The sequence below is a fragment of the Pseudomonas sp. SLFW genome, assembly GCF_009905615.1.
Taxonomy (GTDB): Bacteria; Pseudomonadota; Gammaproteobacteria; order Pseudomonadales; family Pseudomonadaceae; genus Aquipseudomonas; species Aquipseudomonas bambusae.
Window position 1 is genome coordinate 150655 of the sequence record NZ_JAAAKW010000007.1, and the last position, 15379, is coordinate 166033.

Consider the following 15379-nt stretch of genomic DNA (forward strand, 5'->3'; position numbering starts at 1 on the left):
AATCCTGCCTGGCGTCTGGCCCGGGTCTAGCAGCACGAAGGCCAGCATGATGCCATCATTCGACGCCGATCAAAACCTCCCAGCCGTACGGGCCTTGTGAATGCAATCAGATAAAGCCTCCCCGCTCCTCGTTCCGCAGACACTCGATGCCTGGGTCAAGCAGCTAGACAGTCTCGCCCTGCCTGTTCCCGCCGCCGCGCATGCGAAGGTCAATGCCGCGCTGAACGACAGCCGCAGATCGCTGCGCGAGATTGCTGACTTGATGCAGGACAGTCCCGCGCTGGTCCTCAGCGTGCTGCGCGAAGCCAATGTGCACAGCGGCGGCCTGACCGAACCGGCCGAAAGCCTCGAAGTGGCGCTGAATAGACTGGGGCTTGCCCGCACCGGCACTTTGCTTGCGCGATTGCCGAGCGTGGAACTGCAACAAATCCCGGTCGCACTGCGCCAACTGCAGCTGATCAGCCAGCACGCCACACAACAGGCGTACGGGCTGTTTGCGAATCAGTTGGCGCGTCTGTGGCAAGACATTCATTTGGGGAGCCTGCTGTTCCTCGCGCCACTGTGGCCCATGGCGCTGGCCCATCCCAAGTTGCTGGAAGAGTGGGAATTGCGAGTTATCCACAAAGGAGAGTGCGCCAAGACTGTGGAAAAAGCCTTGTTCGGCGTGCGCCTGGTGCAACTGTGCCAGGCATTGGCGGAGCGTTGGCAACTGCCGATCTGGGTCACACAGGGCTATCACCTGCTAATGCGCGAACAGCGCAGTCTGGTGAAGGTGTTGCGCATCGCCCACGAGAGCGATGATCCGCTCAAACAACAGCAAGCGCTGGATGCCGATCTGCCTTTGCGCCGCTGGTTCAATCAGCCCGCCAACACCATTCTTCTGGCCAATGGCCTGGCGCTATCGGCACAACAAGCGTGGGACTCGCCGCACAATCTGCGCTGGCAATTGCTGACCAGCCTTTATTTGCAACAGCCCTTCGATGACCTTCAACAACAGGTGCACCAGAACGCCGCTGCCAGCGCTCGTCAACACGCAGCGCCCGGCGTTTGGCATCCGGCCGAAGCCTTGTTGTGGCCTTGGGACACTCGGCGGGTGCACAAAGGCTTGCTGCCTGCGCCACCGCCGTCCGCTGAAGCGCTGCAAGTCTGGCGCAAGCACTGCGGCGAGCTGCTGAAAGAACCCAGCGCCTTCACCAATGCCATGCACCTGACGACCACGGCGCGAGACGCTCTGATCGCTTCGGGCATGCAACGGGCCGTGCTGCTGATGATCGACCGTAAAACCGACACCCTGCGAGTGCATCAAATCGCCGGCGTGGACAAATCCGCCGCCGCGCTGCTCATCCCTTATAAAGACAGCACGGTCCTGCAACGCCTGTTGGCCCAAGCCACACAGTTGCGTCTGAACGCCAGCAACAACGCCCAGTTTTCGGCCTTGCTGCCCCCGCAACTGCGCAATCTGTTTTCGGGTGAAAACCTGTTGATCCGATCACTGGCCAGCAATGGCCGGGTCATCATGGTGATCGTCGCCGATCAGGGGGGTGGGCCTTTCTCGGAAGTGACGGTGCAAGCCTTCGGAAAAACCGGGCAATGCATAGAGAAAGCGCTGACAACCTTTAGCCATCGCAATGGCTGACGGCTGAGCTACAATTCGCCTCTTTTCATGATCTGGAGACACCCATGTCTGCCTTCTCAAGCTTGCCGCTGGTCATCGAGCCCGCAGACCTGCAGGCACGCCTCGGCGCTTCAGAACTGATCCTGGTCGACCTGACCAGCGCCGCCCGCTATGAAGCCGGTCATCTCCCCGGCGCTCGTTTCGTCGACCCGAAACGTACCCAACTCGGCCAACCTCCCGCGCCAGGCCTGCTGCCGACACAGCCGCAGCTGGAAGCGCTGTTTGGCGAACTCGGTCACAACCCGAATGCCGTTTATGTGGTGTACGACGACGAGGGCGGCGGCTGGGCCGGGCGCTTTATCTGGCTGCTGGACGTCATCGGCCATTCGAAATACCACTATCTGGACGGCGGCCTGTTGTCCTGGCAGGCGGAAGGTTTGCCGCTGTCTACAGAAGTGCCCGCCCCTGCTGGCGGCCCGGTGCCAGTGACGATTCACGACGAACCCACCGCCACCCGCGAATACCTGCAAAGCCGACTGGGCGCTGACGACCTCGCCATCTGGGACGCACGTGGTCCTACCGAATATTCAGGCGAAAAGGTCGTGGCAGCACGCGGCGGCCATATTCCAGGCGCTGTGAACTTCGAATGGACGGCAGGCATGGATCAGGCCCGCAGTCTGCGCATCCGCAAGGACATGCCGCAGATTCTGGAGAGCCTGGGCATCACCCCGGACAAGGAAGTCATCACCCATTGCCAGACACACCATCGCTCAGGCTTCACCTACCTGGTCGCCAAGGCGCTGGGTTACCCGCGAATCAAGGGTTACGCCGGTTCGTGGGGCGAATGGGGCAATCACCCGGATACGCCCATTGAGAAGTAATTGCTCACCCGGCATTCCCTGTCTCGACCTTTGAAAAGCCCTTTTGAACGCTTTAGGAACCTTGATGAAACAGCGTCTGTTTATCCTTTTCCAATACTTGCTTCCCCACCATCTGCTGTCACGTCTGGCGGGCTGCGTTGCCGAGTGCCGCGTGCGCTGGTTCAAGAACGCCTTCACTCAGTGGTTCGCACGCCGCTATAACGTCGACATGTCCCAGGCCCTGGTGGAAGACATCACGGCGTACCCGCATTTCAACGACTTCTTTACCCGAGCCCTCAAGCCGGGGGCACGCCCGCTGGACGAAACACCGGGCGGGATTCTATGCCCTGCCGATGGCGCGGTGAGCCAGTTGGGCCCTATCGACCACGGCCGGATTTTCCAGGCGAAGGGCCACAGCTACAGCGCACTTGAGCTGCTGGGTGGCGATGCACGCTTGTCCGCGCCGTTCATGGGCGGTGAGTTCGCCACTATTTACCTGTCGCCGAAGGACTATCACCGCGTTCACATGCCATTGGCAGGCACGTTGCGCGAGATGGTCTACGTTCCGGGTCGCTTGTTTTCGGTGAACCAGACCACAGCGGAAAACGTCCCGGAACTGTTCGCCCGCAACGAACGCGTGGTCTGCCTGTTCGACACCGAGCGCGGCCCAATGGCCGTGGTGTTGGTGGGCGCGATGATCGTGGCCTCCATCGAAACCGTCTGGGCGGGTCTGGTAACCCCTCCAAAACGTGAACTGAAAACCTTCCGCTATGATGAAGCCGCACGCGCACCCATCCATCTGGAGAAGGGCGCCGAGTTGGGGCGCTTCAAGCTAGGCTCGACCGCCATCGTGCTGTTTGGCCCGAATCAGGTGAACTGGGCAGCGGACCTGGCAGCCGGCTCGCCGACTCGAATGGGTCAATTGCTGGCAACCCCTTCTCAGGCCTGATTCTTGCCTGACAAACTCTGAAACGGTTTATTGGCGGGCCTGGGATCGAGAGCACAGCCCGCCGTTGGTCAGCCAGGCGCCTTTGTATCCGTATTGATACGGTGTCACATTGACATTAAGGGCTGCCCTCATGGCCCAATGCTGGTACAGTCTCTCGTCAGTCTTGTAGGAAACTTCGCTTTCAATTGACGTAAACTTGCTCGTTTAGCTCGGTCACGCGTGTCATGCATGCGATCGCTTGTAGTCATCTGAGCCAGTAGTTGTTGGAGTTTGCCTGTCACATGAGTAACTTAAGCCTCCCACTGTTGTTGCGCGCCCCTGTGCCGACGCAGTCGAGCCTGTCGTTCTGTGACGCGACGCCGAAAGACCTGAAGCGCTGGATCGCCACGCTCCCCAAAGCCAACCTCGGTGAAATGGCTCGCCAGCTGTATCAGGGCCTGGGCGAACTCAACCAGCTGCTGACCCCCAGTGAAAACCGGCTGCAACTGTTGGAGCTGCTGCGTCCCGAAGTCTTCTTCGTGTGCAAACACCTTGAACGTCACTTCCTCAATCAGTCGGTCGTGCTTGAAGAACGGCCGCGCAAAGTCGCCAATCTGTGCCAGGCCCTGCAAAACCACCTGGCCATTGGCTACAAGCAAATCATCGCCCGAGTCGCGCCCAAACTCACTCGCGACCGCACCACGCTGCTGACCACTGCCCTCCAACGCGCGCTGCATTGCCTCAATGGCCCACTGATCCGCGCCAACCAGCTTTATTGCCCGGTGCAAGACGGTCTGTGGCTCGAACTGCATCAGATCTACCAGATTGCTCGCCAGAATCAGTTGCACAACGTTCCAGTGGCTGACAATCAAGCGCACCACACTCGCACCCTGACCGTCGAACAGACTTACGTCGTGGCGCTGCTGATGGGGTGCTCCCGCTGCAACCAGATGCGTCAACACAACATCGGCAAACTGGCCGATGCACTGGACGCCTGGAGCTCGATGGTCACGCTGCAACAGCCGGTCGATGACGCCAGCCTGTACGCCGTGGCCCATGGCACCGATACCGCGCCGCGCTACACCACGCTGTACACCGACGATCAGCGCGGCAATCTGCTGGGCATCAACCCTCGCCCGCTTTCGGCAGCCTTGCAGCGCTACATCGAAATGCCCATTGAGCAGCGCTCGCAGTCTTACCTGCACGTACCGCCAGGCCTTTCCCTCGACGTGTTGCAACATCTCGCCGCCGCGTGGGGCGATGTGTCTGAGCGTGCTTTCCAGCGCACGGTCGGGCAAGGCACGTTGACCGTCTGTGTCGGCATGAGCGCCCTGCACTATTTCGTCGGTGGCAAAAAATGCTTCAGCGATCTGCTGCTGGTGCCTACGGTGACCGTGAGCAAAGTCGCCGAATACAGCTTGCAGCCACTTGAGCCAGCGCGTCACGATCCTTGGGCGCAGGCGATGGACGTTCAGCGCACCGGGTCGTCGACTTCCATGCTGCCGTTCGAAGAGATCGAATATCAGCGCGACGAGGCGGACGGCGGCGCCTCTGCCCTGGATGGTCAGAAGAGCTTTCCCACCTACAACCTGAACATCGTCAACCACAGCCCTGGCGGCTATTGCCTGGCCTGGCCTAAAGACGTTCCCGATCAGCTGCAGGCAGGCGAGATGATCGGCATTCAGGATCACGGCCACGGCTGGAGTATCGCAGTGGTGCGCTGGGTGCGTCAGGTGCGCAGCGGCGGTACGCAGATGGGGGTTGAGCTGATCGCCCCGTTCGCACAGGCGTGCGGCATGCAGTTGCTGCGTGCCGAACAGAGCAGTCAGTACCTGCGAGTGCTGTTGCTGCCCGAAGTGCGCGCCATTGATGTGCCTGCCACCGTCATTGCGCCTCGCTTGCCATTCGACGACGGCAATAAAGTGATGATCAACAGCAGCGGCGACGAACGTCGTGCGACCCTGAGCAATCGCAAGGCGACGACAGGCAGCTACAACCAGTTCGAATACGAAATTCTGGAAGGGCCGAAGAAACCGACGCCGGAAGCAGGACCGGAGCAGGAATTCGATTCGTTGTGGACAGTGTTGTAAGCCTAAGCCCTTCCCTGTAGGAGTGAGCTTGCTCGCGATAGGCTATTTCAGTCACCTCATGCATTGCTGGTTCCACGCATCGCGAGCAAGCTCACTCCTACAGAAAGCGCTCCATCCAGAGGCGGTGTTTTACAGACTCCGCCCTTCCCGATCGCGGAACCCCAGCAGATACAGCACCCCGTCCAGACCCAGCGTCGAAATCGCCTGCTTGGCAGACTGTTTAACCAGCGGCTTGGCACGGAACGCAACGCCTAGACCGGCAATGGCCAGCATCGGCAAATCGTTCGCGCCGTCGCCAACGGCGATGGTCTGCTCCAGACTCAAGCCTTCCTTGATCGCCAGCTCGCGCAACAGGTCAGCCTTGCGCTGCGCATCGACAATCGGCTCGACGGCCTCGCCGGTGCATTGGCCGTCCACCACTTCCAGCTCGTTGGCGAAGATGTAGTCGATACCCAGTTTCGCCTGCAACTGACGGGCGAAGTAGGTGAAGCCGCCTGACAGAATCGCGGTCTTGTAGCCCAGGCGCTTGAGTTCGGCGAACAGGTTTTCAGCGCCTTCGGTCAAACGCAGCGAGGCGCCGATTTCATCCAGCACTTTGATATCGAGGCCTTTGAGCAACGCGAGACGCTCTTTGAAGCTGGCGCGGAAATCCAGCTCGCCCCGCATCGCACGCTCGGTGATTTCCGACACGCGCTCACCCACGCCGTGGGCCTTGGCCAGTTCGTCGATGACTTCAGCCTCGATCAGCGTCGAGTCCATGTCGAACACGGCCAGACGACGATTGCGGCGGAACAGGGAATCCTGCTGGAACGCGATATCAACGTTCAGCTCTTGCGCCACGTGCAGGAACTCGGCGCGCATCTCCTGCGCATCAGCGGGTTCGCCGCGCACGGAAAACTCGATGCAGCCCTTGCCCTTGTCACTTGGCATGTCCAGCGGCATGCGCCCGGACAGACGGTCGATGCGATCAATGTTCAAGCCGTATTTGGCGGTGATCGCACTCACGGTCTGCAATTGCTCGGCCGTGACCTTGCGGGTCAGCAGCGTCACGATGTGCCGGTCTTTGCCCTGATCGTCGACCCAGTGCTGGTAGTCGTCTTCGCTGACGTGGGTGAACAGCACCTGTAAGCCCAGTTCATCGACCTTCGACTGCACCCCATCCAGTACCTTCGAGCCGTTCTCGGTGTCCGGAATCTGGACCAGAATGCCAAACGAAAGCGTGTCGTGGATCACCGCCTGACCAATATCCAGAACATCGGCGCCGCCGCGAGCCAGTACGCCAGTAATGGCCGCCGTCAGACCCGGACTGTCTTCGCCAGTGATGTTTATCAGGACAATTTCGCGCAAGGCGCACCCCCGCAGGTGGAAAAAAACGGCATTCTACTCACTTTCAGTGACCACCGGGCACAGTGAGCGCTTTGCCGTCTCTGGGTCGCTCGCTATACTGCGCCCCAACTTCTCCAAGAGAGCCGTGCTCAGTGAACCGGCCCACGCCAGTAAAAACCGATAATTTCTTCTTGCTGATCTTCCGGGCTCTGCGTCATCGACGCGTTCCGATTGCTTTGCGCATCGCCAGCCACAACGTGATCCTCGTCGCGCTGGCGCTGGTGATCTATGCCTGCGTGATGGGTTTGCAGTTCAAGCAGGCCATGCACGAACAGGCAGATGCGCTGGGCCAGGCCCTGACCACGCAAACCGCGACCTCCGCCACTGAGCTGCTGGTGTCCAACGACATCCTCAGCCTCAACGTGTTGCTGGGCAATCTGGTGAAGAACCCGCTGGTGGCCCACGCGGCGATCTACAGCGTTGATAACCGCATCCTTGCCGAAGCCGGTCAGCGTCCGAAAAACGGTCTGCTGGGCGAAGCCGAGGGCCTCTACGAAATCAAAGTGACGTTCCAGGACGTGGTCGCGGGCACCTTGCGCATCAGCCTGGACATGTCCCAGTTCCAGCAGCCTTTGCTGATCAGCCTGCAAAGCATGGGGATTCTGGCCGGTATTCTGTTGGCACTGGCGCTCGCCTTGAGCCTGCGTCTGGGGCGGCATATCTCCACGCCGATGCTGCAACTGCGCATGTGGCTGCGTTACATCGATCCATACACCCCGGCGACTGATCGTCAGGACGAAATCGGTGATCTGGCCCGTCAGCTCAAGGCGTCTTATGCACCGCCGGAGCCTGAGCCGCAACCCATTCCCGAGCCCCAGCCTTTGGCGGAAGCGGACGACGACAACTCGCCTGAGTTCGACGCCAGCGACCTGAGCGACCCTGAGTTCGACGAAGCGCCGAAGCCCCGCGCCACGGCGATCCCGGCGCGACGCATCATGGCCGAGGAAGATGAGGAGGACGAAGAAGACCCGTTCGCCGATCTGCGTGACAACACGCCCGTGGTTCAAAAACCTGCGCCACGCCCTGTTCTGCCAGTGGCTCCGTCGCAGCCGCAATACAGCGCGGTGCTGGCCGTTCAGCTGGGTTCGCAGGAGCAATTGCGCCGTTTGCCTCGCGCTCGTTTGACCGAACTGTTGGAGCGTTATCGCGACTGCATCGATCAGGCAGCATCGCTCTATGACAGCGAGTTGCACACACTGAACGACGGCAGCTCACTGATGGTGTTCAGCACCCAGGACAGCGGTGACGATTACCTGACCAACGCCATCTGCTGCGGCGAATTGCTACGCGCCCTGAGCCACGCCTTGCAGATCGAAGTCGCGGACAGCGGCATCACGCTGCAATTGCAACTGGGTCTGACGCTGGGCGAAGGCTTGCACGGCATGAATCAGATCGACCTGCTGCTGACCGAAACCGCGCAAGACGCGTTGGCTCTGTCGCAACACAGCCGTAACTTGCTGCTGGTCGAGCGCAAGATCAGCGAAGACCACACCATCCGCCAACGCGCCCGCATTCGCCCCATCGCCAGCCCTGAAGGCGCCAGCTGTGTCGAGCGCCTGATGGAACCGTATCCGTCAATGCTGGAGCGCCAGTTGGCGCGCATGCATGAGGCGCGCAAGGCCTGACCGCTTCCCTTCGCGCTCCTGAAGACGCGTGCCGATCGTTCCCGCGCTCCGCGTGGGAACGCAGCCTTGGGCGCTTCGCGTCCATTGTTCAGGCTGACGCGGACCGTCGGGGAGATGCATTCCCACACGGAGCGTGAGGAACGATCAGGCAGCCTGTGTTCATCCCGTCACCAACCATTACCCACAAAAAAGCCCGCATCGCTGCGGGCTCTTTTGTTTGTGACTGACTCAGAACCGATAGATTTCCAGGTCTGTGCGAATCGGCGATGCCATCGGGATCTTTGGTTTGTCCTGATCGACGCGGGTCTTGGCGGGTTGAGCGGCTTTCTTGGGCTCTTCCGCGACCAACGGCTGACTGGCCACCGGTTTGACTGCCACGCTCAACTGATCGGCCAGACGCTGTAACAGCACGCCTTGAGCCTTGACCTGCGCCGCAGAGGTGCCCGCGTGAGGCTCTTCCAGGTGAACCAGCTTGCTGTCGCGCACGGTCCCGCGACGGTCCAGCAAACGCCACTGCGCGTCGAGCACGGCGGGTTGATTCACACCAGAATCCAGACGGGTGATCGACAGTACGACCTGCACATCCGGGGTGAAATTCGCGGCCGCAGGCGCCATGACGACCCGTTGGCTGTCCAGCTTCCACGCCAACTGGCGCAGCAGCAATTGATCGATATCAGAGGACAGACTGCCCGCCCAGCGCCCGTCAGCCGAGGCCGTCAGGCTGCCGTCGGGCTGGCGTTGCAGTAATGTCTCGCGTTGCAGATAGTCAGCAACGGAAACCGGACCCAGCAAAACAGCGACTCCGGCACTTTGTTTCGGTTGCCCAGGTTCGCCACTGTCCAGCTGATAGAGCGATTGGGGCTGATGAACGCTGCACCCGGCCAAACCTAGAACGCCGGTCAACAACAGAACAAAAGGAACGCGTAGAAAATTCATCATTCCGTCCAAGTGGCCCCGCACGGCGGCCACACTGTCAAATACTCAAGAAAACATGAAGGCACACAGCCACGCCCGCACCTCAAGACGACATATCATCCGTGAATATGCGCGATGACTCCAGCGATTCTGCGTCGATCTTCGTGACGAAACGAAGATCGGCAGCTGAAATCACCGGTTTAAGTAGCGCTTTCCACCAACAAAGCGTCTACGCGCTGGAAGCCACGCGGTAGCTTATTGCCACGACGGCCACGTTCACCTTTGTAATGTTCAAGGTCATCCGGCTTCAGCGAAAGCGTACGCTTGCCCGCTTGCAGCACCAACGTGGCGCCTTCAGGAATGACGGCCAAGTCGGTCACATACTCTTCACGACTGGCGACGCGCTCACCCGGAATGCCGATGATCTTGTTGCCCTTGCCTTTGCCCAGCTGCGGCAGATCGCTGATTTTGAACACCAGCAGGCGACCTTCGGTCGTGACCGCCGCCAGCCAGTTCTGCTCACGATCCGGCACGGGACGCGGCAGGATAACCTTCGCACCCGACGGCAGGCTCAACAGCGCCTTGCCTGCCTTGTTCTTGGCTTGCAGATCCTCGCCCTTGACCACGAAACCGTAACCGGCGTCCGATGCGATCACGTACAGCGCGTCGTCGTCCGGCAGCAGCACGCACTCGAAAGTGGCGGCAGGCGGCGGTGTCAGACGGCCCGTCAACGGATCGCCCTGCCCTCGCGCAGACGGCAAGGTATGCGCCGCCAGCGAGTAGCTGCGGCCGGTGGAGTCGATGAACACGGCGAACTGGTTCGAGCGCCCCGCCGCTGCCGCTTTGAAGCCGTCGCCCGCTTTATAGGAAAGCCCGGTTGCATCGATGTCGTGGCCCTTGGCGCAGCGCACCCAGCCTTTTTCCGACAGCACGACGGTCACCGGTTCGGTCGGCATCAGTTCGTTTTCGGACAACGCCTTGGCTTCGGCGCGCTCGACGATTGGCGAGCGACGGTCATCGCCATAGGTTTGTGCGTCGGCAATCAGTTCGCTGCGGACCAGCTTGCGCAGCTTGGTTTCACTGCCCAGCAGAGCCTGAAGCTTGGCTTGTTCCTTGAGCAATTCGTCTTGTTCGCCGCGCAGCTTCATCTCTTCCAGACGCGCCAACTGACGCAACCGGGTGTCGAGGATGTAGTCGGCCTGGATTTCAGACAGGTCGAAACGCGCGATCAGCTCGGCTTTCGGGTGCTCGGCGGTGCGGATGATGTGGATCACTTCATCCAGGTTCAGGTACGCAGTGAGCAAACCTTCCAACAGGTGCAGACGCTTCTCGACCTTGTCCAGACGGAACTGCAAGCGGCGGCGCACGGTGGTGAGACGGAATTGCAGCCATTCGGACAGCAGCGTCTTGAGGTTTTTCAGCTGCGGCTTGCCGTCGAGGCCGATGATGTTGATGTTCACCCGGTAGCTGGATTCCAGCTCGGTGGTGGCGAACAGGTGTTGCATCAGCTCTTCGGGATCGACGCGGTTGGAGCGCGGAATGATCACGATGCGGCAAGGGTGCTCGTGGTCCGACTCATCGCGCAGGTCAGCGACCATCGGCAGTTTCTTGGCCTGCATCTGCGCGGCGATCTGTTCCAGCACCTTGGCGCCGGAGACCTGGTGAGGCAGCGCGGTGACCACGATGTCGCCATCTTCGACGCGGTACACCGCACGCATGCGCACCGAGCCACGGCCGGTTTCGTAGATTTTCAGCAGGTCGGCGCGCGGGGTGATGATTTCCGCTTCAGTCGGGTAATCCGGACCCTGTATGTGCTCGCACAGCTGTTCGATGGTGGCCTTGGGCTCATCCAGCAGACGGACACAGGCCGAGGCAACTTCACGCAGGTTGTGCGGCGGCACGTCGGTGGCCATGCCCACGGCGATACCGGTAGTGCCGTTGAGCAGGATGTTCGGTAAACGGGCTGGCAACACCGCCGGCTCGTCCAGCGTGCCGTCGAAGTTCGGCACCCAGTCCGCCGTGCCTTGGCCCAGTTCGGTGAGCAACACTTCGGAATAGCGGGACAAACGCGCTTCGGTGTAACGCATGGCGGCGAACGACTTGGGATCGTCCGGCGCACCCCAGTTCCCTTGGCCGTCCACCAGCGTGTAGCGATAGCTGAAGGACTGGGCCATCAACACCATGGCTTCGTAGCAGGCCGAATCGCCGTGGGGATGGAATTTACCCAGCACATCACCGACGGTACGCGCCGATTTCTTGTGCTTGGCGTCGGCATCCAGACCCAGCTCGCTCATGGCGTAGACAATGCGCCGCTGCACAGGCTTCAGGCCGTCGCCGATATGCGGCAAGGCGCGGTCCATGATCACGTACATGGAGTAGTTGAGATAGGCCTGTTCGGTGAAGTCAGCCAGCGACCGGCGTTCTACGCCGTCCAGGCTGAGGTCAAGGGAGTCGCTCATGCGGGCCTCATCATTTTGTCGTCTGACGCAGCAGCAAGGTGCCGCCGCGCTGTGTGAATTCAAGTTGTTGGATGGCGCTCATACCCAGCAGCACCTGATCACCGTCCAGACCGGGCACCACGAGGGCGCGCACATCGTTCAGGACGATATCGCCGATTTGCAGCCGCTTCAGCGTGGTCCGGAAGGCGTCAGTCCGGCCGTTGGCCGTGCTGACTTCCACCCTGGCGCCGCGCTCAAGTCGCAGTGTCTGCGCGACACCTTCGGGAATCGCGACATGGGTCGCGCCCGTGTCGAGCATGAACTCGACGGGGTGTGCATTGATCTGCCCCGTCATGACGAAATGCCCCTGACGATTGCTCGCGAGTCGCACTTCGACATAGCCATCACCGTGTTCCGAGGTGACCGCCGTATTCGGATTTTCCTGATGCTGCTCCCACTGACCAAAAAACCGTGTCGCCAGAAACAGCCCTGCCGCCCAGACAATGATCAGCATCAGGCGCCCGGCGCGTTTGCCGGGAGGCCCTTGCGTCAAGGCTTGCTGCTCCAGCCACCCTCCGGCGCATCGAAACGCCAGACAATGGGCCGTTTTTCGCCATCGGCCCGGGCACCGAAATTGTTGTCGATGCCTACCCAGGCGCCGGTGTCATCGATGATCAGCGCTTCGGTGAGGCCGTATTTCTGATCGTAGAGCCTGTTTGGCAGCAAGGCCTCTCTGGCAAACGACCAGCAGGTCTCTAGTTTCCCGGTCTCCAGCGTCCGACGACAGATGCGATAAGCCGCGCGCTCCAGGGTGTAGAGTTTGCCTTTGTACAGTGAGATATCGGAAAAGTCCTTGGCGACGGATTTGCCCCCCAGCTGTGGCGGCAAGGTGTCATTGCCGGACTCCATACGCAGGATGCAACTGGTGCCGCAGGCCCAACCGTCCTTGCCAAGCTTCGCGGTCAGCAGCCCACGCTTTTCGCGCTCGGCGGCGAGCCAGATCTGGTCGCCTGCCGGGCTGATGGCGATGCCTTCAAAAATAGCGTTGAAATGCTGAAGCATGCCCGCCGCCTGGGCTTCCACGACCAGCTTCTTCGGCAGGGGCAACCAGCTTGCCGCGCCCTCGACGGGCACTTTCAGCACCGTCGCGAATCCTTCGCTGACCAGATAACGATTGCCCGCCGCATCACAGGTCACGCCTTCGAAATCCAGGTCGCCGCCCCGTAGCAGCGACGCGGCCTTGGCCATGTTGCGCAGCGTGCCCGACAAACCGCTGTCCGGAATCGGCGGAATCTCAAGCTTCAGCGCCTTGGCTTTCCAGACCGTCGCTGACGTGTCGAGGCTGTACAGGATCTCGTCGTCGCGGTCGGATACCGTCCACAGAACGCCATTGCACGAGGCCAGCCCGGACAGGTTGCCGCCGATCATGTCGTCGACTGCGTGCTCGGATTCCAGCGTGAGCTCGGGCAGCGGCTTCTGCGCCGCCGGTTGCGCAGCGAATATCGGCATGGCGGTCAGCATCAGCGCTGCCAGCCACCCTCGGATCAAACCAGCACCTCGGCCAGATTGCCCTTGGATTCCAGCCAGGTCTTGCGATCACCTGCGCGCTTCTTGGCCAGCAGCATGTCCATCATCTCGGACGTCGCTTCGAAATCGTCCAGCGTCAGTTGCACCAGACGACGAGTGTTCGGGTCCATGGTGGTTTCGCGCAGTTGCGGTGGGTTCATTTCACCCAGGCCTTTGAATCGCGTGACCTGCGGCTTGCCGCGTTTCTTTTCGGCCACCAGCCGGTCAAGGATGCCGTCGCGCTCGGCTTCGTCGAGCGCGTAGTAAATCTCCTTGCCCAGATCGATGCGGTACAGCGGCGGCATGGCGACGTACACATGGCCAGCGTCCACCAGCGGACGGAAATGCTGGACGAACAGCGCGCAGAGCAGTGTGGCAATGTGCAGGCCGTCGGAGTCGGCGTCGGCGAGGATGCAGATCTTGCCGTAGCGCAGTTGACTCATGTCCGCCGCGCCCGGATCGACGCCGATGGCGACCGCGATGTTGTGCACTTCCTGGCTGGCAAGGACTTCGCCGCCATCGACTTCCCACGTGTTCAGGATCTTGCCGCGCAATGGCAGGATGGCCTGGAATTCCTTATCCCGCGCTTGCTTGGCCGAGCCGCCTGCGGAATCACCCTCGACCAGAAACAGCTCGGCGCGCATCGGGTCCTGCCCCGCGCAATCCGCCAGTTTCCCCGGCAATGCCGGGCCTTGGGTGATACGTTTGCGCTCGACCTTTTTGCTCGCTTTCAGACGACGGCCGGCGTTGTTGATGGCCAGTTCGGCCAGTTGCATGCCCATTTCCGGGTGCGCATTGAGCCAGAGGCTGAACGCATCTTTGACCACACCAGAGACGAACGCCGCCGCTTCACGGGACGACAGCCGCTCCTTGGTCTGGCCGGAGAATTGCGGCTCCTGCATCTTCATCGACAGAACGAACGCGATGCGCTCCCAGACGTCTTCCGGGGCCAGCTTCACGCCACGCGGCAGCAGGTTGCGGAACTCGCAGAACTCGCGCATCGCGTCGAGCAGGCCCTGACGCAAACCGTTGACGTGGGTGCCGCCCTGCGCGGTGGGGATCAGGTTGACGTAGCTTTCCTGAACACTGTCGCCCCCTTCCGGCAGCCACAGCAGCGCCCAGTCCACGGCTTCCTTGTTACCGGCGAAGGCGCCGCAGAATGGCTCTTCCGGCAAGCGCAGGAAATCGTTGACCGAGTCCTGCAAGTAGGAGCGCAGGCCGTCTTCGTAATGCCACTCGACTTTTTCGCCAGTGCTTTTGTCTTCAAAGCTGACCAGCAGCCCCGGGCACAATACGGCCTTGGCCTTGAGCACGTGCTTGAGGCGGCTGACCGAGAATTTGGGGCTGTCGAAATACTTCGGGTCCGGCGCGAAATACACGCTGGTGCCAGTGTTACGCTTGCCGACGGTGCCGACCACGGCCAGCTCGGTGGCCTTGAAGCCGTCGGCGAAGGTCATTTCATATTCGTTGCCGTCGCGCTTGACCCGCACCCGCACTTGGGTGGAGAGCGCGTTGACCACGGAAATCCCCACGCCGTGCAAACCGCCGGAGAACTGGTAGTTCTTGTTGGAGAATTTGCCGCCCGCGTGGAGCTTGGTGAGGATCAGCTCGACGCCCGAGACGCCCTCTTCCGGGTGAATGTCCACCGGCATGCCGCGACCGTCGTCGGCCACTTCCAGGGAGTTGTCGGCGTGGAGAATCACTTGCACCGATTTGGCGTGGCCTGCCAGGGCTTCGTCGACGCTGTTGTCGATGACTTCCTGGGCGAGGTGGTTCGGCCGAGAAGTGTCGGTGTACATGCCCGGCCGCTTGCGGACCGGGTCGAGGCCCGAGAGGACTTCGATGGCGTCTGCGTTATAAGAGCTAGCGCTGGGATTGGCCATGGGGTCTCGTCATCAAGTCGTTCATGAAATGTCGGAATGACACTGTTCTACAGGTTTGTTTCAGTCAGCGCTT

General features: G+C 61.0%; 10 protein-coding genes and 2 pseudogenes. 6 read left to right on the forward strand and 6 right to left on the reverse strand.

The window, feature by feature from the left end; all coding sequences use genetic code 11:
* Positions 1 to 100: 100 nt before the first annotated feature.
* The 4 genes from GVN17_RS14850 (at position 101) to GVN17_RS14865 (ending at position 5493) form a co-directional block, all read left to right on the forward strand.
* Positions 101 to 1636 carry an HDOD domain-containing protein gene (locus GVN17_RS14850; RefSeq protein ID WP_166596024.1) on the forward strand — a complete coding sequence of 512 codons (1536 nt, stop codon included), beginning with the start codon at positions 101 to 103 and terminating at the stop codon, positions 1634 to 1636.
* Between the two features lie 44 nt (positions 1637 to 1680).
* The gene (locus GVN17_RS14855) at positions 1681 to 2496 is read left to right on the forward strand and encodes a rhodanese-like domain-containing protein (protein ID WP_166596025.1); all 816 of its coding nucleotides are present in this window, start codon (positions 1681 to 1683) and stop codon (positions 2494 to 2496) included.
* Positions 2497 to 2560: 64 nt separating this feature from the next.
* Positions 2561 to 3424: an archaetidylserine decarboxylase gene (gene asd, locus GVN17_RS14860; RefSeq protein ID WP_166596026.1), complete on the forward strand. Its 864-nt coding sequence runs from the start codon at positions 2561 to 2563 to the stop codon at positions 3422 to 3424.
* Positions 3425 to 3705: 281 nt separating this feature from the next.
* Positions 3706 to 5493, forward strand: coding sequence for a molecular chaperone (locus tag GVN17_RS14865; RefSeq protein WP_166596027.1), 1788 nt, complete (start codon positions 3706 to 3708; stop codon positions 5491 to 5493).
* 129 nt (positions 5494 to 5622) lie between these two features.
* Here GVN17_RS14865 and serB read toward each other — a convergent pair whose 3' ends face one another.
* Entirely contained in the window at positions 5623 to 6840 is a 1218-nt protein-coding gene (gene serB, locus GVN17_RS14870; protein WP_166596028.1) for a phosphoserine phosphatase SerB, read from the reverse strand.
* A 131-nt stretch (positions 6841 to 6971) separates the two neighbouring features.
* On the opposite strand from serB, the pseudogene GVN17_RS29970 reads away from it, so the two are divergent.
* Positions 6972 to 7701, forward strand: a pseudogene (locus GVN17_RS29970) (histidine kinase); the annotation flags it as partial.
* Positions 7702 to 7775: 74 nt separating this feature from the next.
* A pseudogene (locus GVN17_RS29975) lies at positions 7776 to 8504 on the forward strand (histidine kinase); the annotation flags it as partial.
* A gap of 228 nt (positions 8505 to 8732) precedes the next feature.
* Here the strand turns inward: GVN17_RS29975 and GVN17_RS14880 are convergent.
* From GVN17_RS14880 to parE, 5 genes are all read right to left on the reverse strand, one after another.
* Positions 8733 to 9440, reverse strand: coding sequence for a membrane integrity-associated transporter subunit PqiC (locus tag GVN17_RS14880; protein WP_166596030.1), 708 nt, complete (start codon positions 9438 to 9440; stop codon positions 8733 to 8735).
* A gap of 179 nt (positions 9441 to 9619) precedes the next feature.
* The gene (parC, locus tag GVN17_RS14885) at positions 9620 to 11878 is read right to left on the reverse strand and encodes a DNA topoisomerase IV subunit A (protein WP_166596031.1); all 2259 of its coding nucleotides are present in this window, start codon (positions 11876 to 11878) and stop codon (positions 9620 to 9622) included.
* A gap of 10 nt (positions 11879 to 11888) precedes the next feature.
* Positions 11889 to 12410, reverse strand: a complete 522-nt coding sequence (locus tag GVN17_RS14890) for a TIGR02281 family clan AA aspartic protease (protein ID WP_166596032.1) — start codon at positions 12408 to 12410, stop codon at positions 11889 to 11891.
* The gene (locus tag GVN17_RS14895; RefSeq protein ID WP_371928549.1) at positions 12407 to 13405 is read right to left on the reverse strand and encodes an esterase-like activity of phytase family protein; all 999 of its coding nucleotides are present in this window, start codon (positions 13403 to 13405) and stop codon (positions 12407 to 12409) included. The genes GVN17_RS14890 and GVN17_RS14895 overlap by 4 nt, the downstream gene beginning before the upstream one ends.
* The gene (gene parE / locus GVN17_RS14900; protein WP_166596033.1) at positions 13402 to 15306 is read right to left on the reverse strand and encodes a DNA topoisomerase IV subunit B; all 1905 of its coding nucleotides are present in this window, start codon (positions 15304 to 15306) and stop codon (positions 13402 to 13404) included. Before parE ends, GVN17_RS14895 begins: the two co-directional genes overlap by 4 nt.
* Positions 15307 to 15379 lie beyond the last annotated feature (73 nt).

Bases quoted from the DNA above. Each gene is read 5' to 3' on its own strand.
- GVN17_RS14850 (WP_166596024.1), top strand. From the start codon at position 101: ATGCAATCAGATAAAGCCTCCCCGCTCCTCGTTCCGCAGACACTCGAT.
- GVN17_RS14855 (WP_166596025.1), top strand. From the start codon at position 1,681: ATGTCTGCCTTCTCAAGCTTGCCGCTGGTCATCGAGCCCGCAGACCTG.
- asd (WP_166596026.1), top strand. From the start codon at position 2,561: ATGAAACAGCGTCTGTTTATCCTTTTCCAATACTTGCTTCCCCACCAT.
- GVN17_RS14865 (WP_166596027.1), top strand. From the start codon at position 3,706: ATGAGTAACTTAAGCCTCCCACTGTTGTTGCGCGCCCCTGTGCCGACG.
- GVN17_RS14880 (WP_166596030.1), bottom strand. From the start codon at position 9,440: ATGAATTTTCTACGCGTTCCTTTTGTTCTGTTGTTGACCGGCGTTCTA.
- parC (WP_166596031.1), bottom strand. From the start codon at position 11,878: ATGAGCGACTCCCTTGACCTCAGCCTGGACGGCGTAGAACGCCGGTCG.
- parE (WP_166596033.1), bottom strand. From the start codon at position 15,306: ATGGCCAATCCCAGCGCTAGCTCTTATAACGCAGACGCCATCGAAGTC.